The 18,809-nt window shown below is 61.8% G+C and carries 21 protein-coding genes; 11 read left to right on the top strand and 10 right to left on the bottom strand.

All coding sequences use genetic code 11. The annotated features are described in order from the left end of the window. The first annotated feature begins 119 nt into the window (after positions 1-119). Complete coding sequence (locus tag RBB29_RS03960) at positions 120-335, top strand: zinc ribbon domain-containing protein (RefSeq protein ID WP_306112879.1); 216 nt, start codon at positions 120-122, stop codon at positions 333-335. Between the two features lie 64 nt (positions 336-399). Further along, positions 400-1,794 carry a protein kinase gene (locus RBB29_RS03955; RefSeq protein ID WP_306112878.1) on the top strand — a complete coding sequence of 465 codons (1,395 nt, stop codon included), beginning with the start codon at positions 400-402 and terminating at the stop codon, positions 1,792-1,794. 66 nt (positions 1,795-1,860) lie between these two features. Here RBB29_RS03955 and RBB29_RS03950 read toward each other — a convergent pair whose 3' ends face one another. Genes RBB29_RS03950 through RBB29_RS03940 form a run of 3 tightly spaced genes read right to left on the bottom strand, consistent with a single transcriptional unit; the run spans position 1,861 to position 4,113 of the window. Continuing rightward, entirely contained in the window at positions 1,861-2,649 is a 789-nt protein-coding gene (locus tag RBB29_RS03950) for an exodeoxyribonuclease III (protein ID WP_306112877.1), read from the bottom strand. Between the two features lie 16 nt (positions 2,650-2,665). Then, positions 2,666-3,640 carry an alpha/beta fold hydrolase gene (locus RBB29_RS03945; RefSeq protein ID WP_306112876.1) on the bottom strand — a complete coding sequence of 325 codons (975 nt, stop codon included), beginning with the start codon at positions 3,638-3,640 and terminating at the stop codon, positions 2,666-2,668. Continuing rightward, complete coding sequence (locus tag RBB29_RS03940; RefSeq protein ID WP_306112875.1) at positions 3,637-4,113, bottom strand: Lrp/AsnC family transcriptional regulator; 477 nt, start codon at positions 4,111-4,113, stop codon at positions 3,637-3,639. Before RBB29_RS03940 ends, RBB29_RS03945 begins: the two co-directional genes overlap by 4 nt. 123 nt (positions 4,114-4,236) lie before the next feature. Between RBB29_RS03940 and RBB29_RS03935 the strand changes: the two genes are divergently transcribed. Both RBB29_RS03935 and RBB29_RS03930 read left to right on the top strand, forming a co-directional pair. Further along, on the top strand, positions 4,237-4,443 hold the full coding sequence (locus tag RBB29_RS03935; RefSeq protein ID WP_306112874.1) for a DUF6356 family protein: 207 nt from the start codon (positions 4,237-4,239) through the stop codon (positions 4,441-4,443). Beyond that, a complete protein-coding gene (locus RBB29_RS03930; RefSeq protein ID WP_306112873.1) occupies positions 4,444-5,241 on the top strand; it encodes a class II glutamine amidotransferase in 798 nt (265 codons plus the stop codon). 87 nt (positions 5,242-5,328) lie between these two features. On the opposite strand, the gene RBB29_RS03925 is transcribed toward RBB29_RS03930, so the two are convergent. The 6 genes from RBB29_RS03925 to RBB29_RS03900 form a co-directional block, all read right to left on the bottom strand. Then, the gene (locus RBB29_RS03925; RefSeq protein WP_306112872.1) at positions 5,329-7,533 is read right to left on the bottom strand and encodes an NADP-dependent isocitrate dehydrogenase; all 2,205 of its coding nucleotides are present in this window, start codon (positions 7,531-7,533) and stop codon (positions 5,329-5,331) included. A 102-nt stretch (positions 7,534-7,635) separates the two neighbouring features. Beyond that, the gene (locus RBB29_RS03920) at positions 7,636-8,865 is read right to left on the bottom strand and encodes a multidrug effflux MFS transporter (RefSeq protein WP_306112871.1); all 1,230 of its coding nucleotides are present in this window, start codon (positions 8,863-8,865) and stop codon (positions 7,636-7,638) included. 85 nt (positions 8,866-8,950) lie between these two features. Beyond that, a complete protein-coding gene (locus RBB29_RS03915) occupies positions 8,951-9,295 on the bottom strand; it encodes a potassium channel family protein (RefSeq protein WP_306112870.1) in 345 nt (114 codons plus the stop codon). A 9-nt stretch (positions 9,296-9,304) separates the two neighbouring features. After that, positions 9,305-9,784, bottom strand: coding sequence for a metal-dependent hydrolase (locus RBB29_RS03910; protein WP_306112869.1), 480 nt, complete (start codon positions 9,782-9,784; stop codon positions 9,305-9,307). Next, on the bottom strand, positions 9,781-10,431 hold the full coding sequence (locus tag RBB29_RS03905) for a DsbA family protein (RefSeq protein ID WP_306112868.1): 651 nt from the start codon (positions 10,429-10,431) through the stop codon (positions 9,781-9,783). The genes RBB29_RS03910 and RBB29_RS03905 overlap by 4 nt, the downstream gene beginning before the upstream one ends. Beyond that, positions 10,428-11,945 carry a class I adenylate-forming enzyme family protein gene (locus RBB29_RS03900; RefSeq protein WP_306112867.1) on the bottom strand — a complete coding sequence of 506 codons (1,518 nt, stop codon included), beginning with the start codon at positions 11,943-11,945 and terminating at the stop codon, positions 10,428-10,430. Before RBB29_RS03900 ends, RBB29_RS03905 begins: the two co-directional genes overlap by 4 nt. Positions 11,946-12,009: 64 nt before the next feature. Here RBB29_RS03900 and RBB29_RS03895 point away from each other — a divergent pair, with 64 nt between their 5' ends. Further along, positions 12,010-12,630: a helix-turn-helix domain-containing protein gene (locus tag RBB29_RS03895; protein WP_306112866.1), complete on the top strand. Its 621-nt coding sequence runs from the start codon at positions 12,010-12,012 to the stop codon at positions 12,628-12,630. An 89-nt stretch (positions 12,631-12,719) separates the two neighbouring features. Here RBB29_RS03895 and RBB29_RS03890 read toward each other — a convergent pair whose 3' ends face one another. After that, positions 12,720-13,457 (bottom strand): FadR/GntR family transcriptional regulator, encoded by a 738-nt coding sequence (locus RBB29_RS03890; protein ID WP_306112865.1) that lies wholly within the window; start codon positions 13,455-13,457, stop codon positions 12,720-12,722. A gap of 97 nt (positions 13,458-13,554) precedes the next feature. On the opposite strand from RBB29_RS03890, the gene RBB29_RS03885 reads away from it, so the two are divergent. The 6 genes from RBB29_RS03885 to RBB29_RS03860 all read left to right on the top strand — a co-directional run bounded on the left by RBB29_RS03885 (position 13,555) and on the right by RBB29_RS03860 (position 18,501). Next, positions 13,555-14,331: a DUF2182 domain-containing protein gene (locus RBB29_RS03885; protein ID WP_306112864.1), complete on the top strand. Its 777-nt coding sequence runs from the start codon at positions 13,555-13,557 to the stop codon at positions 14,329-14,331. A gap of 3 nt (positions 14,332-14,334) precedes the next feature. After that, on the top strand, positions 14,335-15,039 hold the full coding sequence (locus tag RBB29_RS03880; protein WP_306112863.1) for a DUF1326 domain-containing protein: 705 nt from the start codon (positions 14,335-14,337) through the stop codon (positions 15,037-15,039). A 1-nt stretch (position 15,040) separates the two neighbouring features. Beyond that, positions 15,041-16,144: a dimethylsulfoniopropionate demethylase gene (locus tag RBB29_RS03875; RefSeq protein WP_306112862.1), complete on the top strand. Its 1,104-nt coding sequence runs from the start codon at positions 15,041-15,043 to the stop codon at positions 16,142-16,144. Positions 16,145-16,215: 71 nt separating this feature from the next. Next, positions 16,216-17,208 (top strand): acryloyl-CoA reductase, encoded by a 993-nt coding sequence (gene acuI, locus RBB29_RS03870; RefSeq protein WP_306112861.1) that lies wholly within the window; start codon positions 16,216-16,218, stop codon positions 17,206-17,208. 150 nt (positions 17,209-17,358) lie between these two features. Next, on the top strand, positions 17,359-17,883 hold the full coding sequence (locus RBB29_RS03865) for a hypothetical protein (RefSeq protein ID WP_306112860.1): 525 nt from the start codon (positions 17,359-17,361) through the stop codon (positions 17,881-17,883). Positions 17,884-17,961: 78 nt separating this feature from the next. Further along, on the top strand, positions 17,962-18,501 hold the full coding sequence (locus RBB29_RS03860; RefSeq protein WP_306112859.1) for a GNAT family N-acetyltransferase: 540 nt from the start codon (positions 17,962-17,964) through the stop codon (positions 18,499-18,501). Positions 18,502-18,809 lie beyond the last annotated feature (308 nt).

The following is an 18,809-nucleotide window of genomic DNA, read 5'->3' as shown; positions in this document are numbered from 1 at the left end:
ACAGGGGCGGTTCCCGGTCAATGCAGGCGGAGAAAAGTGAATTTGCAGCCGCCCGGCCTATCGGGGCCGGTCCATTTTAGCGAACATGTCTTTGCCCGTCGCGGCAAGGGAGGCGATTGATGAAATGTAGTTCTTGTCAGTTTGAAAATCCCCCATCCGCCCGATTTTGCGGCCAATGCGGCCGTGAGCTGGAAGCCGAGGACAAGGGCCTTTTCACCTGGCTCACCACCAGTGCGCAGCCGGGACTGGCGGGCAAGGCGATCATTGCACTCAAGTTGATCGGGGCATTTTACGTCTCGATGATGCTGCTCGGCGTCCTGCTTTACGGCTTCTGAACCCGGCTGACCGGTGAACGGGCTGGACATGAACGGGCGCTGCGGTTTGATGAAGGAACATTGAATGGCAACGGCGATAAACGGCGAAAAGATCTTTCAGGACATCGTGGTCGCTGTCCTTGAGGATCTGGTCGGGACGGCGATTCCGATGCAGCGCACGGTCTATGCGCTTGCGAAACATGCAACCGTGGCCGCCTATCGTGTCATCAACAGGCAGTTTGCCGAGGCCCAGCCCGAGGCGATGGTCGCGGTGTCGAACCTGAGCTATGCCGAGGCCCATGACATTGCCCGGCGCGAGTTGGACCGGACCAGCATGGATCAGGCCCAGAAGGATGAACTGGTCAATTACCTGGCCGCGCTTCCAATGACCTCACGGCAGGCGTTGCGGCGCAGTGGCGATGATGGCCATGTGACCACGATGGTCTCGCAAGTCCCGCAAAGCGCCGAAGAGATGGCCAAGTTCGTCCCGATCCGCGCCCCGCGTTTCCAGCCGAATTACAAGCTCGAGGGGCATGATTTCAAACTCGACACCCTGTTGGGCATGGGCGGATTTGCCGAGGTCTGGAAAGCCTATCCGACGGAGTTCAACCGCACGCGGCCCGTGGCCTTGAAGTTCTGTTTCGACAAGGTGCTGCTGGCGGGGCTCAAGAATGAAATCCGCGCGCTGGACACGATCGGGGCGCATGACCCGACCAAGGATTTCGTGCAGCTCATGCAAACCAACTTTACCGCTGATCCGCCGTTCCTGGTGTTTGAATACATGGATGGCGGCAGCCTGGTGAATTGGGTCGAAGGGTTCGGCAAAGCCAGGCCGCAGGTCACCGATGTGGTGAGCGTGATGAAGATGGCCACCCGCGCGATGCAGCTGGCGCATGAAAACGGCATCGTGCACCGTGACCTGAAACCCGCGAACCTGATGATGTCGTCTGATGGCCGCGTGAAGATCACCGATTTCGGGATCGGTTATGCCCTGGCGCAGTCAGAACCGTCAGGCGATGACACCGATGCCGACATTTCCAAAAGCGCCTATTTTCCGGGCGCCTTCACGCCGATGTATGCCGATCCGATGAAGGACCCTGCCGAGGGGCCGCACCCGCGCGATGATGTCTATGCGCTTGGGGTCATCTTCTTTCAGCTTCTCATGGGATCGGTCACCTACAAGATGCACGGCAACTGGCAGTCCTATCTGCGTCACGCCGATGTGGATCATGACCTGATCCGGATGATCGAAACCTGTACCGCGCCGCGCATGGAGCGGTATGAGAACGCCGGTGCGATGCTGGCGGCGCTGGAGCGTTTCGGCGCAGATATCCCGGCCGATAACGACAAACACGATGAGCGCGCCTCGGGCCGGTCTGACGGGACTGTCCACCTGGCCTATTGCACCAATTGCGGTGCGGTGCGAACCAGGGGGCATCGTTTTTGCACCAATTGCGGAACGGATCTCACCACCGTTTGACGCACTTTTTTGGTGCGGGCTGCTGGTGATGGGCCGCGAAAGGCAATTAATCGACCGGCCGTGGCCCTAGAGGTCGAAGGTCGCGAAAACCGGTGCGTGGTCCGAGGGTTTATCCCACCCCCGCGCGTCCCGCAGGATGCGACTGGAATGGGCGGCGTTGGAGATATCCGGCGTGGCCCAGACATGATCGAGCCTGCGCCCTTTGTCGGCCGCGTCCCAATCCCGCGCGCGATAGCTCCACCAGCTATAAAGCTGCCCCTCTGGGATATCGGCGCGGGTCACATCCACCCATTTGCCCGCATCTTGGGTTTCGGCGAGGTGATCGACTTCGATCGGCGTGTGGCTGACCACTTTGAGGAGTTGCTTGTGGGACCAGACGTCATCTTCGCGCGGCGCGATGTTCAGGTCGCCGACGAGGATGGACTTCTGCGGTGTGTCGCTGTGGAACCAGTCGCGCATATCGGTCAGGTAGTCGAGCTTCTGGCCAAACTTCTCGTTTTTCTCGCGATCCGGCACATCGCCCCCCGCTGGGACGTAGAAATTGTGGACGGTCACCCCGTTCTCCAGCCGCCCGGCGATGTGGCGCGCATGGCCCAGATCTGCGAAATCCTGCGATCCGACCTCTTCGATCGGCAGGCGCGACAGGATGGCGACGCCGTTATAGCCCTTCTGGCCGCGCGCGATCATGTGGGTGTAGCCGAGGGCGGCAAAATCCTCGACCGGGATCTTGTCGACCGGTGATTTGCATTCCTGCAGGCAGAGCACATCGGGGGCCTCTTCGCTCAAGAGCTTGCAAACGATCGGGGCGCGCAGGCGGACCGAATTGATGTTCCAGGTGGCGAGTGTGAAGGGCATGGCTTTTCCTGTCGGCTCAGTTCCCTGCCTTCATATCGGAAAGCACGGAGATGAGAAGGGCCTGAAATGCCTCGGGCGCCTCTATCTGGGGGATATGGCCAACATCTGTCAGCAGGTGCGGCGGCCCCTGGCCGATCAGCGCGGCAAGCTCATCGGCCTGTTCGGGCGGCGTGACCGTGTCCTTGTCCCCCCAGATCAGCCGGGTGGGCAGGTCCAGCGCGCGGAAATTGTCGGGGCGGGTGCTAAGGGCCGTCTTGGGCGGCACCAGAAGCGACGGCAGCCAGTTTGCGAAGGCGGCGGTTGAGCTTTCGATCACCATCGGGCGCTGCAGGATCTCGACGACCTCATCCGTGGCGGCCTCCTTGACGTAGAGAAGCTGGGAGAGGAGCGTTTTTGTCAGGAGCGGATTTGTTCCCGTGAGCGATACGATTGTCCGGCGCAGCCATGCGGGGCGCAGGGGAAGGGGCAGGGATGCTTCTGCCTCATGGCTGTTGAGGCCCAGGGCGCCGTCAACGATCACAAGCCCGGCAAATGCCTCTTGCCGCATCATCACGGCCTCGGTCGCCGGGGCGGCGCCGAAGGAATGCGCGATCAGAACCGGACGGGTTCCGAGGGCCTCCACCAGCGACAGGATGCGCCTGGCCTGGGTTTGGCGGCTGTAATCACCCGCCGGGTCGCGGTCAGAAAAGCCGAAGGGCGGCATGTCAAAGGCGATCACCCGGTATCCCTGCTCGGCCAGCGCCGTCATCGTCTCGGCCCAGAGGCCCGACCATGCGGCCGTCCCATGGGCCAACAACAACGGGGTTCCCCCCACTGGCCCGACCTCCTGCACATAGATCGCGCCAAGGCCCGTATCGACCATTCGCCCGGTTTCGGGTTGTGCCTCCGCGGCGGTTTGGGTTTCGCGCAGCATGGCCGCACCGCGGAAACCAAGCGACGGCAGCAGTACCACGATCAGCAGCGCGATCACGAGACGTTTGAGGCGGATCATCGCTGTCCGGCCCTTGCCAGAGGTAGTTCCGTGGTGTGTTTGATCTCCTCCATCACGAAGCTGGCGGAGACATCACCCATTGGCACCCGCGCGATTAGGGTTTGATAGAGCCGGTCGTAGTCGGCCATGTCGGCCACGCGCGCGCGGATCAGGTAATCGAGGTCGCCGGTCATGCGATAGACACCAGTCACCTCCGGCGTTCCCCGTGTAGCGCGGGCAAATTTTTCGAGCCAGGCGGCGTCATGTGCGGCCGCCTTGACCTGGATGAACACTTCAAGACCCAGGCCAACCGCCGCCGGGTCCAGCAGGGCCACCTTGGCGCGGATGACACCAGCGGCCTCCAGCGCCTTGATCCGCCGCCAGCAGGCATTGCGGGAGAGACCCACGCGATTGCCCAATTCTTCGAGAGGCAGGCCCGCATCCCTCTGCAGCTCTGTCAACAATTTACGATCAATATCGTCAATAATGCTCATGAATTAATATTATTGTGGGAAAATATCTCGGCATCAATGAAATTCGGGGACTCTTTGAGAAAATTTCAACCTGTTGATGGGCTAGTTTTGATGAAACGCCACTCACTGAACAGGAACAGACCCATGATGAACCGCATTTTTCTTGACCACCCCCGCAGCGTTGATGAGAGCTATTTCGAGCATATGGCCTTTGCGGGCAAGTTCAGCTTCCGGCTTTTTGCCGCCGGGTTCTGTGCGCTGATCCATGCCATCATCCCCTGCGCCTTCGAGAAAACCGCGAGCCGGATGATCGCGCAGATGTACGCCAAGACCCACAACCGGGGTCAGTAAATGTGCCGCTGGGCCGCGTGGATCGGTCAGCCGATTTTTCTTGAGGAAATCATCAGCCGCCCTGACCATTCCCTGATCGTGCAGAGCCGGCAGGCGGATGAATGCAAGACCGCCACCAACGCGGATGGTTTTGGTATCGCGTGGTACGATCACCGCACTGAGCCGGGTCTTTACCGCGATGTCTATCCGGCCTGGTCCGATCCGAACCTTGCGGCCGTGGCGCGGCAGGTGAAATCGCGGCTCTTTCTGGCGCATGTGCGGGCGTCCACGGGTTCCGCGATCAGCCGGAACAATTGCCATCCCTTTGCTGTTGGCCGGTGGAGTTTCATGCATAACGGCCAGGTCGGCGGGTTCGAGGCCGTCCGCAAGCAGGTCGATATGGCGATCCCCGATGCGCTCTACCCTGACCGTAAGGGCGCCAGTGACAGCGAGGCGATCTTTCTCACCGCGCTGGGTCTTGGTTTGGACACCCGCCCCGTCGCCGCGATGGAAGAGGCCGTCGCGCAGATCCAGCTTTTGTCCGAAGACCGGGGCACCGCGCCGCATATGCGCCTCTCGGCGGCCTATTCCGATGGCGCGTCGCTTTACGCGGTGCGCTATGCGTCCGACACCCGGGCGCCGTCGCTCTACTACCGGTATTGCCGGCAGTTGCGGGGATACATGGTGGTTTCCGAGCCGTTGATGACGGGCGGTTCCGGTTGGGAAGAGGTGCCACAGGGCAGCATCTGCACGTTCACGGACACGGGAGTGGAGCGCCGGGACTTCCTGAGCGATATCCCTTCGGATTGCGCCGCGTAGGGGTCCGGCACGCGCCCGCATCCATTTCAAGGGTCAAACGAAAAAGGCGGACCAGAGTGGCCCGCCTTTCTGCGTTTATCAGGCGCGTTACCCGATGATGCCGTTGAGCGTGGCGCTGGGCCGCATGACGGCGGCCAGCTTGTCGGGATCGGCGGTGTAGTAGCCACCGGTATCGGCGGGCGATCCCTGAGCTGCGGCCAGTTCGCTTGTGATCTGAGCCTCGTTTTCGGTCAGGGCGGCGGCAATCGGCGCGAATTCCGCGGCGAGTTCTGCGTCCTCATCTTGTGCTGCAAGAGCCTCGGCCCAGTAGCGCGCGAACCAATAGTGGCTGTCACGGTTGTCCGGCTCACCGACCTTGCGGCTGGGCGAGCGGCCATGGTCAAGGATGCCTTGCGTTGCAGCTTCGACCGCTTCGCCCAGAACCCTTGCCCCCGCATTGCCCTTGGCATCGGCGAGGAACTTGAAGCTTTCCCCAAGAGCGCAGAATTCACCAAGGGAATCCCAGCGGAGGTGATTTTCCTCCTGCAATTGCTGAACATGCTTGGGGGCCGAGCCACCGGCGCCGGTTTCAAACAGCCCGCCGCCCTGCATCAGTTTGACAATCGACAGCATCTTGGCCGAGGTGGCCAGTTCGAGGATCGGGAAGAGGTCGGTCAGGTAGTCGCGCAGCACGTTGCCGGTGATGGCGATTGTGTTTTTGCCTTTGGTAATGGTCTCGAGCGAGGCACGGGTGGCCTCGCGCGGGGCCATGATTTCGAACTTATCGGCAACACCCTTGGCTTCGAGGATGGGTTTCACATAGGCGATCAACTCCGCGTCATGGGCGCGGTCGGCGTCCAGCCAGAAGATCGCGCGGTACCCGGTTGCCTTCTGGCGTTCGATGGCGAGGTTCACCCAATCTTCGATCGGGGCCTTGCGGGCCGAGGCCGAGCGCCAGATATCACCCTTTTCGACATTGTGCGAATGCAGCACGGTGCCATCGTCGAGGATCATCTTGACCACGCCGTCCTGCGGGATTTCGAACGTGGTCGGGTGCGAGCCGTATTCCTCGGCCTTTTGTGCCATCAGGCCAAGGTTTTGCACCGTACCCGCGGTCGCAGGGTCGAGCTTGCCGTTGGCCTTGAAGAAGTTGATCGCCTCGTCATAGACCGGCGCATAGCTGTCATCGGGGATGACGCAGACTGTGTCATGCTCTTTGCCATCCGGGCCCCAACCCTTGCCGCCCGCGCGGATCAGGGCGGGCATCGAGGCGTCGATGATGACGTCCGACGGCACATGCAGGTTGGTGATGCCCTTGTCGGAATTGACCATGTACATCGGGGGGCGGTCGGCCATGCAGGCCTCGACCGCAGCCATGATCTCGGCATTGTCCGCGACTTTCTCCAACAGCGCCCCAAGACCCTGGTTGGGGTTGACGCCAAGCGCCGCCATCGCGTCGCCATGCGCGTCGAACACAGGCGCGAGGAAGGTCTTGACCGCGTGGCCGAAAATGATCGGGTCCGAAACCTTCATCATCGTTGCCTTCATGTGCAGCGAAAAGAGGACGCCGTCGGATTTGGCCCGGTCGATTTCGGTGGCGAGGAAACTGTCGAGCGCCTTGGCGGACATGAAGGTCGCATCGACAACAGTCCCCGCGGGATAGGAGATATCGTCTTTCAACACGGTCTCGCCCTGGGCCGTTTCAAGCACGATCCTGGCGGTTGACGCACCGTCGAGCGTGGCCGACACTTCGTTGGAGAAGAAGTCATTGCCGGACATTGACGCAACGCGGGTCTTGCTATCGGCGGACCAGTCGCCCATGCGGTGCGGGTTGGCCTGGGCAAATGCCTTGACGGCCTTGGCGGCACGGCGGTCGGAATTGCCTTCGCGCAGGACCGGGTTCACCGCTGAGCCCTTGATCGTGTCATAGCGGGCGCGCACCTCTTTTTCCGCATCGGTTGCGGGGGATTCGGGGTAATCCGGGACGGTAAAGCCCTTGGATTGCAATTCTTTGATCGCGGCCACAAGCTGCGGCACGGAGGCCGAGATATTCGGCAGTTTGATGACGTTGGCCTCGGGTGTCTTCACCAGCTCACCCAGTTCGGCAAGGTCATCGGCGATACGCTGATCGTCGGTCAGGTGATCGGGGAAGGTCGCCAGAATGCGGCCCGCAAGCGAGATATCCTTGGTGCCGACCGACACGCCTGCGGCGGCGGCAAACCGTTGAATGATCGGCAGGAGCGACGCGCTGGCCAGCTCGGGGGCTTCGTCAACTTTGGTGTAAATGATGTCGGGCGTGGGTGTGTTGGCCATCGGTGACCCCTTTCGATCCGGTTGACGTTTTCGCCGTATCCAAGGGGATGCGCGGCGGTGATTCATATGCGGTATGCAATAGTATACAAATAAAGTCCAGCCCTAGCCGGCAAATTCTTCAACCCGCTTCAGCCGTACCATTATCACCCGCCCGAGGAGGGTACAAACCAGTACGCCGAGGATGAGCGGCACGGGGGTTCCGTCGAAGGCGAGGCCAATGGGAATGGCCAGCAGTACCGAGCCGACGGTGGCAATGCCCGAGATGACGCTGGCCGCCATCCCCGCGATATGGCCGAGCGGCTCCATCGCCAGCGAGGTCAGGTTGCCAAGCGTTAGCGAGACCATGGCAAAGACGCTGGCCTGCCACGCGACGTAGATCGCGAACTGGGTGCCGGGGGGCAGGTCCAACCGCAGCACCACAAGCGCCAGAAGGCAGGCCACGACTTGTCCGCCAAGGGCCACATTGACCAGGCTGCGCATGCCGAAGCGCATGACCAATGCGGCGTTCATCAGGCTGGCCGCGCCGGCGATCAGGGCGATCATCCCAAACCAGTAAGGGAATTCACTCGGACGCCCGAAGGTATCGCCCATGATTTGTTGAATGGAACTGAGCGATGCCCAAAGTGCCGCAAAACAGAGTGTCATCACTGCGGTGGCCAGCACGACGGTGCGATCCGACATGACCTCTTTGACTGCATGCCAGAGGGTCGTCGCGCGGAAGGGTTGGCGTTTGGCACTTGGCAGTGGCTCGGTCAGGCGGGTGGTCATCCAGAGACTGTAGATCGCCGTGAAGATCACAAAGCTGCCAAAGACGCCGCGCCAGCCCGCCAGTGCGATGATTCCGCTGCCGATCAGGGGACCGATCGCCGGGACCAGGGTGAAGACCATCGTGACAAATGACATGAGCCGGGCCATTTCACGGCCCGAATAGAGGTCGCGGATGATCGCCATCGACACGATCCGCGCGGCGGAGACGCCAAACCCCTGAAAGATCCGCGAAACAATCAGAAGTTCGAGGGAGGTTGTGATGATGGCCACCAGCGCGGCCAGCGCAAAGATAACCGAGCCCGCCAGGATCACCGGTTTGCGCCCGAAGGCATCCGACAGCGGCCCGACCAGGAACGTCCCGAGGCCCATCCCGAAGACGAACGAGGTCACGATCAACTGCGCCCGGTTCAGCGCATCCGGAGACAGTTCGGCACCGATCCGCGGCAGGGCAGGCAGCATCGCGTCGATGGCAAAGGCGACCACGCCGCCCATCATCGCCATCAACAGGATGAATTCCACCTTGCCCATACGGGTGCGGGCCGCTGATCCAGTCGTCTCGGTCATGGCTGTCGCCTATCACTCCTTGCGGCATCGGACCAGAGTGCGCAGCGCACAGCCCAAGACCCAAATCCGCACAGGGCCTGCGGGGTCAACCTTTGGCCGGATCTTCCGGAGATGTGGCGCCTTCGACCGCGTGGCGTGCCATCCGTTGCGCAAGCCGCTCTGCGTGTTCTTCGCGTTTGCGCACAGCGAAGGAGGCAAATTGCTGTATGGTCAGGGCAAAGACACCGAGGCCGGTGAAAATGAAGATCGTCGTGCCGATCTTGCCCAAGGCCGTGGCGGGAACGAGTTCGCCATATCCAACGGTCGAAAGTGTTACGACGGTAAAGAAATAGGCGTCGAGCCAACTCCATCCCTCGACATATCTGAAAAAGATCGTGCCCGTCGTGATGATGAGGGGCAGGGTCGTGATCAATGTGAGTAGTCTGAACATGGCGGTTCCTCACCTGTTTGATGGGTGGGCAGGGCGCATCACAGCCCAGAGGGCCAGTCCCCAGATCAGGAGTTCCAGCAGGAATACCGGGTGCAGGATAAAGTTCAAGACCCAGTGGCCATACTGCGCCGGGATGTCGAAAAGCCTGTAGAGTTGATCCGAAAGAGGCCAGAGCCATTTGATACCGCCCGCCACCGTATCAAGGCAGAGATGCATGAAAATACCTGCGAGAAAGGCCAGCGCCGGGTGCAGCCAATGGGGCTTCGTTACCTGAAGGACGGGAAGGACAAGCGCCGCCAGCATGAGCCAGAATCCGGGGATGTGCACCCAATAGTGATGGTGATGAAACGCCCGGTTGTCGACGAGGTAGAACCAGATGAGGTCGAGATCCGGCAGGACGCCACCAATCACCGCCATCCACAGACAGGTACCTGAATGCGCGATCGCGCGCCCTGTCAGGTATCCGGCGGGGAGATGGGCGGTTATCACGCCTCGCTGGCTTGGTCGGCCTTGGCGGTGAGTTCGTCGATGACCTTGAGCCAGAGTTCCGCCGGTTGGCATCCGGGGACGGCCTGCTGACCGCCAACGATAAAGGTCGGCACACCGGTCACGCCCATTTCGCGGAACTGCGCATCGCGGGCGCGGATATCCGACAGGTCCGATGTGCTCTTGAGCAGGCGCTGAACCACCGCGCCGTCCATGCCAAGGCTATCGGCAACATCGGCCAGCACCTCGGCGTCGCCAATGTCACGGCCTTCGTCGAAATAGGCGGCAAAAAGGGCCATCGCCATCTCGTCCTGCTTCTCCTCGATACCCGCCCAATGCAGCAGGCGGTGGGCGTCGATCGTGTTGGGCGTGCGTTTGATCGCGGCAAAGTCGATGTTGAGGCCCGCCGCCTCGGCCCGTTCCAGTACCGGCGCATAGGCCCTGACCGCTCCCTCCTTGCCGCCAAACTTGGCCTCGAGATATGCGCGCCTATCCATGCCTTCTGCAGGCATGTCGGGGTTGAGTTGAAACGGATGCCATTCGATCACGAAGGGGTGGTCGGGCCGTTCCGCCAACGCCTGATCCAGGAGGGTCTTGCCGATATAGCACCAGGGGCAGATCGGATCGGAAATGATGTCGAGCTTGATCATTGCAGGCCTTCATAGATCGGGCGCAGTTCACGCCGCAGGAGTTTGCCATTGGCCCCGGTGGGCAGGCTGTCGAGGTGGTAGTAGCCGCGTGGCCGTTTGTAGGGGGCGAGGTGATCGGCGGCAAGGGCCTGCAATTCGTCATCGGGCAGCGGGGCAGGGCCGGTATAGAAGGCCATGATGAGGCGCGCATCCTGCTTGACCTCGATGTCCGTCACGGCGGCCTGCGTGATCCCGGGATGCGCGTTGAGCACGGCCTCCACCTCCAATGGTGAGACGCGGTAGCCGCCCGCGTTCATCATGTCATCGGCGCGGCCGTGGTAGGTGATCTGACCGTCTTCATCCATGCTTCCCTGATCGCCGGTGATGAACCAGTCCCCGCGATATCGCGCGGCGGTGTCGTCCTCGGCATGCAGGTATCCCAGCATCAGGCCGGGGTCCGAGCTGTGGATGGCGATGGTGCCCTCTTCGCCGAGGGGGACCGGGCCATCGTCGCCCATGATCGCCACCCGGCGCCCGGTCTGGGGGCGGCCCAAGGCGCCCGGTTTGGCCGGATGGGCCGGGCTGCCGGAAATGAAGGTCGAGCATTCGGACATGCCATAGGCTTCGTAAACCTTCGTCCCGGTGGCCTCGTTCCAGGCGGCGCGCACCCGGTCGGGCATCTTCTCCCCCGCCGAAAGCGCATGGCGCAGTTTCGGCAGGACGAGGGGCGTGTCGTCCCGCAGGAACTTGCGAAAGACACCCGGGGCGGCGGCGAAAATCGTGGCATCGTGACGTTTCATCAGTAGGGGAAGCTGTTCCGGTGTGATGCCGGGCGCGGCGATCAGGGCCGTCGCGCCGACCGTCCATGGGTCCATCAATCCGGTCCCAAGCGTGTAGGTCCAGTTGAAGGCCCCCGCATGCAGCAGCCGATCCTCCGGGGTCAGGCCGTACCAGCCGTCGAACATCATCTGCCGCGCCCAGATGGCGCGATGCGCATGGGCCACTGCACGCGGCACCCCGGAGGTGCCGGAGGTATAGATGATGTAGGCGAGCCGGTCGGGATCGCCCATGTCATAGTCGGCGGGCGGCAGGCTGCGCATCTCTTCGAGCGTGGCCTGATCGAGCGTCAGGATGGTGTTTTCCGGGCAGGCGATGCCATCACCCAGAAGGATCGCCTTGGGGGTGAGCGTTGCGATGATGCCTGCCACTTCGGTCTCGGTCAGTTGCGAGGAGGTCGGCACCGGGACCAGTCCGACACTCAGGCAGGCCAGGTAGGCAATCGGAAACTCCACCGTGTTGCCGAGCCGCATCAGGACGATATCGCCCGGTGCAAGGCCAGCGTTCAGGAGGCCCGTTGCGGTGCCAAGCACCGCTTCCTTGATCCGCCCGAAGCTCCAGCGTTCGGCACCGGAGAGGCCAAGGACCGCAAGAGCCACCTTGTCGGGCGACGCATCGGCACGGCCCAGCACATGGGCCGCCATGTTAAAGGATGCGGGGCAGGACGGGGGCGGGCCTTGGTAGAATTCCGATCTCATCCTGTTGGCTTAGGGCCGAGTTGCGCCGGTTGCAAGTGGCCGCTGCGCTGCGATAAAACAGGGTATGACTCAGACCCACGGCACATTGATCCGTATCGCACGTGAAAACGGCAAGAACACCGAGACCGAGCCCCTTAATCTCGGCGCCCGTGTGCGCGAGCTGCGCAAGGCGCGCAAATGGACGCTGGAACAGGCCGCGACGCAGGCCGGGCTGGCGCGATCGACCCTGAGCAAGATCGAAAACGGGCAGATGTCGCCTACCTATGACGCGCTGAAGAAACTGGCCGTGGGGTTGGAGATTTCGGTGCCACAGCTTTTCACACCGCCGCAGCGGGACAAGATCAACGGGCGGATGTCGGTGACGAAGGTCGGGAGCGGCGCACATCAGGCGACGACGACCTATGAGCATGAACTGTTGGGCGAGACGCTCACCAAGAAGCAGATGCTGCCTTATCGCGCCCGCATCCGCGCCCGCAACATCGAGGAATTCGATGGCTGGGTCCGCCATGACGGCGAAGAGTTCCTCTATGTCCTGACCGGTGTGATCCGGCTCTACACCGAGTTTTATGAACCCATCGAAATGCGCCGCGGCGATAGCGCCTATTACGACGCCACGATGGGCCACAATGTCGTGTCGGTCAGCGACGAGGACGCGACGATCCTGTGGGTCACATCTCTGGTCTGACGGACGGGCGATGACGTGACGATAGCACGGCGTTGCACGGGCTTGACGTCGTGCGGGGGCTTCAAATCACCCGCAATCCCGACATTCAGCTAAACCGCTTTCTTGCTCTTTCTTGCGGCCATCACGTCGCGGCCCAGGGTGAGCGTGTAGGCTTCCAGCTCGTGCAGCGCGGCTTGGGCGGCTGCGGGGTCCATGCCTTCGATGGCATCCGCGATCCGCGTGTGCAGGCGCACGATTTCTTCGCGCGAGCGGGCGGTGAAGGTGATCATGTTCATCAACGGCTGCATTGCCTCGACCGCGCCAGCAAGCTGGTACGAGAGCACCGGATTGCCCGCCGCATCCACAAGGGCGCGGTGGAAGGTCACGTCGGAGGCGCAGAAACTTTCGTCGCTCAGACCCGGCTGCCCTTGCCGGTGAATTTCCGCGCGCATCGTTGCCAGATGATCGGGCGAGCGACGCTCGGCCGAGAGCGGTGTGCAGGCCCGTTCCAGCGCATAACGCGCCTCGCAGGCGACGTCGAAGCTGACCGCGTTCATGCTCAAAAGCAGGGTCGAGGTGGTGATCTGCTGCCCGTAAGCCTCTTCGTAGCTGAGCCGATTCACAAAGGCCCCGCCAAAGGCCCCGCGCTGCGTCCGGATCAGGGATTGCGCCGCCAGCCGTTTGAGCGCCTCACGCACCGTCGGGCGGGAGACGTCGAACTGATCGGCAAGCTCTGCCTCGGATGGCAGACGCTCATCCACGATCATGTCGCCGCTGACAATCGCATCGCGGATAGCCTGCGCGATCTGCGCTGACAGATCCGCCTTTTTGTCGGGGTCAATTTTCATTTGTCTTACATTTAAATGTCTGACATTTTAAAAGCAACCCCAAGAACACTCTTTGAGTCGGAGAGGCGACCCGGTGAAGGCCATCTTTGAGACCCCCATGCGAACCCTGCTCTGGCTCGTGTTCTTCGCGGCCATTCTGGCGGCGTGGTGGGTGATGTATGTGATGGCAATGGACATGGACCTCGACCTGATCGGGCGGCCGGGGGATGCGGGCCAGGCCATGCGCCGGATGGATCCGCGCATGGACATGTATATGCCAATGGCGCATTTCGGCCCGCTTTTCGCGATGTGGGCGATCATGATGGCGGCGATGATGCTGCCCACGCTGGTGCCCACCTTGCGCGCCTACGAGGACCTGATGACCAGTGCCACGGGCACCCGCGCGGGCTGGCTCGGCGTGTTGCTCGGGTATTTCCTGGTCTGGGTCGCCTTCGCGGCGCTCATTACCGGGGTGCAACTGGCGCTCCTGTTCGGGGGCGTTGTCGATATGCTGGGGATCGCGAAATCAACGGTTTTTGCGGGTCTCCTGTTGCTGGTGGTGGGGGGATTCCAGTTCACCCGCGCCAAGGAAATCTGCCACGGGGTCTGCCACAGCCCGATGACCTATTTCCTGGGCCACTGGCGCGTGGGCTTTGCCGGGGGGCTGCGCATGGGGCTGGGACTGGGCGCGTTTTGCGTTGGCTGTTGTTGGGGCTTCATGGCGCTTGGTTTCGTGGGCGGCGTGATGAGCCTATTGTGGATGGGCCTGGCCACGCTTTTCATGGTGCTCGAAAAACTGCCGCAGATCGGTCACCGGGTGACGAAACCGATGGGTGTGGCGCTGATATTCGGCGGGTTGGCTGTGCTGGCCCTGCCGCTTGCTAACGGAGGATAGACAATGGCGATCAAACGCAAACCGGACGCTGACAAGCTGCCGGTCTCACAACGGATCGACAACCGGATGCCCAATCCCAAGCGGCGCAAGATGTCGCCCACGGAATGGGCCATCAAGGGGGAGCTTTTCCTCAACTGCTCCTGCACGGTCTTCTGCCCCTGTGTGGTCAGCCTTGGCGCGCACCCGCCGACCGAGGGCCATTGCCACGCCTGGATGGCGATTGCCATCGACGAGGGCCATTTCGAGGGCGAAGACCTCGGCGGCCTGAATGTGGGCCTGCTCGTGGATATTCCGGGTCGGATGGGCGAGGGCAACTGGAAGGTTGCGGCCTATGTGGACGAACGCGCAAGCGGTAAGGCCTATAACGGTATCCTGCAGATATTCTCGGGCCAGGCGGGCGGCACGACCGGCCTTTTCACGATGCTGGTCAGCGAGATCATCGGTGCCGAGCGCCAGAAGGTCGAGATCGTGCGCGAGGGCAAGAAACGCGGCATCTATATCGGCCGCAAGATCGCCGGTGAGATCGAAATGATCGACGGGCTGAGCCCCGATCACCCGGTGATGGTCAGCAATTCGAAATACTGGATGGGGCCGGACATCATCGCGGCCAAGGGGATCAAGTCCAAGGTGCGCGATTACGGGCGCGTTTGGGATTTCGGCGGCAAATCGGCAGAGATCTGCCCGATTGATTGGAAAGGCCCCAAGTAAAATGGCACTACTGTCACCGTCACACCGGCTGCGCCGGACGCCGTTTTCCGAAGGTGTCGAGGCCGCCGGGGTCAAAGCCTATACGGTCTATAACCACATGTTGCTGCCCACGGTGTTTCGCAGCCCCGAAGAGGATTACCGCCACCTGAAAGAGGCGGTGCAGGTCTGGGACGTGTCCTGTGAACGGCAGGTCGAGCTGCGCGGCCCCGATAGCGGACGGCTGATGCAGATGCTCACCCCGCGTGATTTGCGCGGCATGACGGTGGGGCAGTGCTACTACGTGCCAATCGTGGATGAAACCGGCGGGATGTTGAACGATCCCGTGGCGGTCAAGCTGGCGGAGGACCGGTGGTGGATCTCGATTGCCGACAGCGACCTGCTCTACTGGGTCAAGGCGATTGCCCATGGCTGGCGGCTTGATGTGCTGGTGGATGAACCGGATGTGTCGCCCCTTGGTGTGCAGGGACCAAAAGCCGACGACCTGATGGCGCGTGTATTCGGTGATGGCGTCCGCGATGTCCGCTTCTTCCGCTATGGTATCTTTGATTTTCAGGGGCGGGATATGGTCATCGCGCGCTCGGGCTATTCCAAGCAGGGCGGGTTCGAGATCTATGTTGAGGGTGGCGACATCGGCATGCCGCTCTGGAACGCGCTGTTCGAGGCCGGAAAGGACCTTGATGTGCATGCCGGATGCCCGAACCTGATCGAGCGGATCGAAGGCGGGTTGCTGAGTTACGGCAATGACATGAACTCCAACAACACGCCCCATGAATGCGGCTTGGGCAAGTTCTGCAACACCCATACGGCGATTGGCTGCGTCGGGCGCGATGCGCTGTTGCGGGTGGCCAAGGAAGGTCCGGTGCAGAAGATCTGCCCGGTCGAGATCGACGGACCAAGGGTTCCGGTCTGTGACCGGTGGTGGCCTGTGACGGTGGATGGCACAAGGATCGGGCGGATCAGTTCCGCCGCCTGGTCGCCCGATTTTGACACCAACGTCGCCATCGGCATGATCCGCATGACCCATTGGGATGCCGGGACGGAGTTCGATGTCGACACGCCCGACGGGACGCGCCGCGCCCGGGTGCGCAGCGGATTTTGGAGCTGACGAAAGTTTTAGGGCATTTGCCCGCCCCGGACACGGTCCGGTTGGACCCAGAGAGATGAGAGGAATGAGAGATGTTCAAGGCATTGGTCGTTGAGAAGGATGAAGAGAGCGGCAAGACAAGCGCCGCGGTCCAGGAACTGGGCATGGAGGACCTGCCCGAGGGCGAGGTGACCGTCGCGGTCGAGTATTCGACGGTCAATTACAAGGATGGTCTCTGCATCGGGCCGGGCGGTGGCTTGGTGCGCAAGTACCCGCATGTGCCGGGGATTGATTTTGCGGGCACCGTCGAGGCGTCATCCGATGACCGCTACAAGCCCGGCGACAAGGTGGTGTTGACCGGCTGGCGCGTGGGCGAGGCGCATTGGGGTGGCTATAGCCAGAAGGCCAATGTGCGCGCCGATTGGCTTGTGCCACTGCCCGAGGGGCTTGATACCCGTCAGGCGATGGCCGTTGGTACCGCCGGGTTCACCGCGATGCTGGCCGTGATGGCGCTTGAAGATCACGGGTTGGAGTCTGGCCATGGTCCGGTTCTGGTGACCGGTGCCGCGGGGGGTGTCGGGTCCGTGGCGACGGCGATCCTCTCCAACCTCGGCTATGAGGTTGCTGGCGTGACCGGACGGCCCGAGTCGGCGGACTACCTGAAATCCCTGGGCGCAACTCAGATCGTCGCCCGCGAAGAGATCAACGAGACCACGAAGCGCCCGCTTGAGACCGAGACATGGGCCGGCTGCGTCGATGCGGTGGGTGGCGCGATGCTGGCCCGCGTTCTGGGGCAGATGAAATATGGCGCGTCGGTCTCGGCCGTGGGCCTTGCGGGCGGGGCGGGGCTTCCGGCGACGGTCATTCCGTTCCTCTTGCGCGGCGTGAACCTGCTGGGCATCGACAGCGTGATGCAGCCCTACGACAACCGCGTCCGCGCCTGGCAACGGATTGCGCAGGACCTGCCCATGGACAAGCTTGAGGCAATGGTCCGACCGGCCACCCTGTCCGATCTGCCGGGGCTCGGAGCGGATATCCTGCAAGGACAAGTACAAGGCCGTGTCGTGGTCGATGTGAACGGCTAAACCCCCGCAAAACAAGGCTGAAATGCTGATGCGCCCGGTCCCTGGACTGGGCGTTTTCAGGAAATAATGATAAACTTTCGCCTGTTTTGTGCCTAATTTCGAACAAATGACCTGAGCATTGTCTTCTGAATTGATTTCAGGAGGGTCAAGATGGATTTCAAATACGATTTCGATATGTTTTCGGTGTTCCCGGACGAAGTGCGTCAGGAATTCCAGGGCATGTTGAACGAGATCGGCATGGGCGCCATCGGTTCCGAACAAAAGGCCCTGTTTCGCGACTCCGCCCTGGTCGAGGCGCTGCAAGGCGCGGATGAGGCCGTCAAGAAGGTCTTTCTGGATGCGGGTTTTGGCCTCAACGTCTATGACAGCGGTGCCCCCGATGGGCGGTATCCCGGCCATGACGAGGACGCGCGCAACATCTGCGTGCACAAGCTGGCCGAGAACATTGCCGCTGCCGAAGATCTGGGCGATGCCAACTGGAATGGTTTCGATATCGGTGAATTCCTGACCTACCTGTCGACGGCCAAACCGATCGACGCGACCGAAATGCAGGCCGCCACCGCACCGCCACCCCCCGTCAAGAAGCGATCCTTTTTGCGCTTGGGTCTTTTTGCAGGCGGAGCGATGGTCATGGTCTCCACCGTCGGCATTCTGCTGGGTACGATCGGCAGCTGACCACTTTTTGCCGGGTGGCGTTGTGCAAATAGCGCAACTCCGTGACAATGAAATTCACCTGCCAGAGGTCGCGTGACAATGGGCGAAATCACTGCAATAGATCTCCGCAAGATGACGGATTTTGGTAAGGTAAATATCCGGCTGGCGCGCGATGGAGAATTCGACGCCATCTGGCCTATTCTGCGGGGGGTGATCCGGGCCGGCGAGACCTATGCGATCGACCCGAAGATCAGCCGTGAAGGCGCGTACGAGCTCTGGATGAATGCGCCGCGGGCGACCTATGTTGCCGAAGCGGACGGTGAAATTCTCGGCACCTATTACATCAAGACGAACCAGGCCGGAGGCGGCGCCCATGTCTGCAATTGCGGCTACATGGTGTCGGAGGCGGCCCGGGGCCGGGGCCTGGCCGCGCGTATGTGCGAGCATTCCCAGGCTGAGGCATTGAAGCTCGGTTATCGGGCGATGCAATTCAACCTTGTCCTGGCGACGAATACCGGCGCCATTCATCTTTGGCACAAGCTGGGGTTCGATACGGTGGGTCGGCTACCGCTGGCCTTCGATCACCCGCAGTCAGGGCTTGTCGATGCGCTTGTCATGTACAAATGGCTGGAGTTCTAAGCCAGGCGTTTCGGACAAATTTCCTCCGGACAGGTAAGACCCCAGGCAAGGTCAGCTTTGAGCCCGTTGCAGGCATTGCTCCAGCCCGGAATCAAGGTGCGCAGCACCGCCGGGCAGCGCCCGACCGCCCCATGGGCGGGCGCTTCCTCGTCGTGTCAATCCGAACGATTGTTGAATGTACGCGTCACCATAAAGTGCGATGAACAACCTCAGCGGCGCCCACCCGCGGTCGGGCGATGCCCTCTGTTTCAATGGTGATCGAAGGCCCGCTTTGTCCGAAGAACCAACAACTGTCCGATGCTCCTGTC

This window comes from Roseovarius sp. MMSF_3359, from assembly GCF_030733385.1.
In the GTDB taxonomy this organism is placed as follows: Bacteria; Pseudomonadota; Alphaproteobacteria; order Rhodobacterales; family Rhodobacteraceae; genus Roseovarius.
This window is presented reverse-complemented; position numbering and strand designations above follow the sequence as displayed.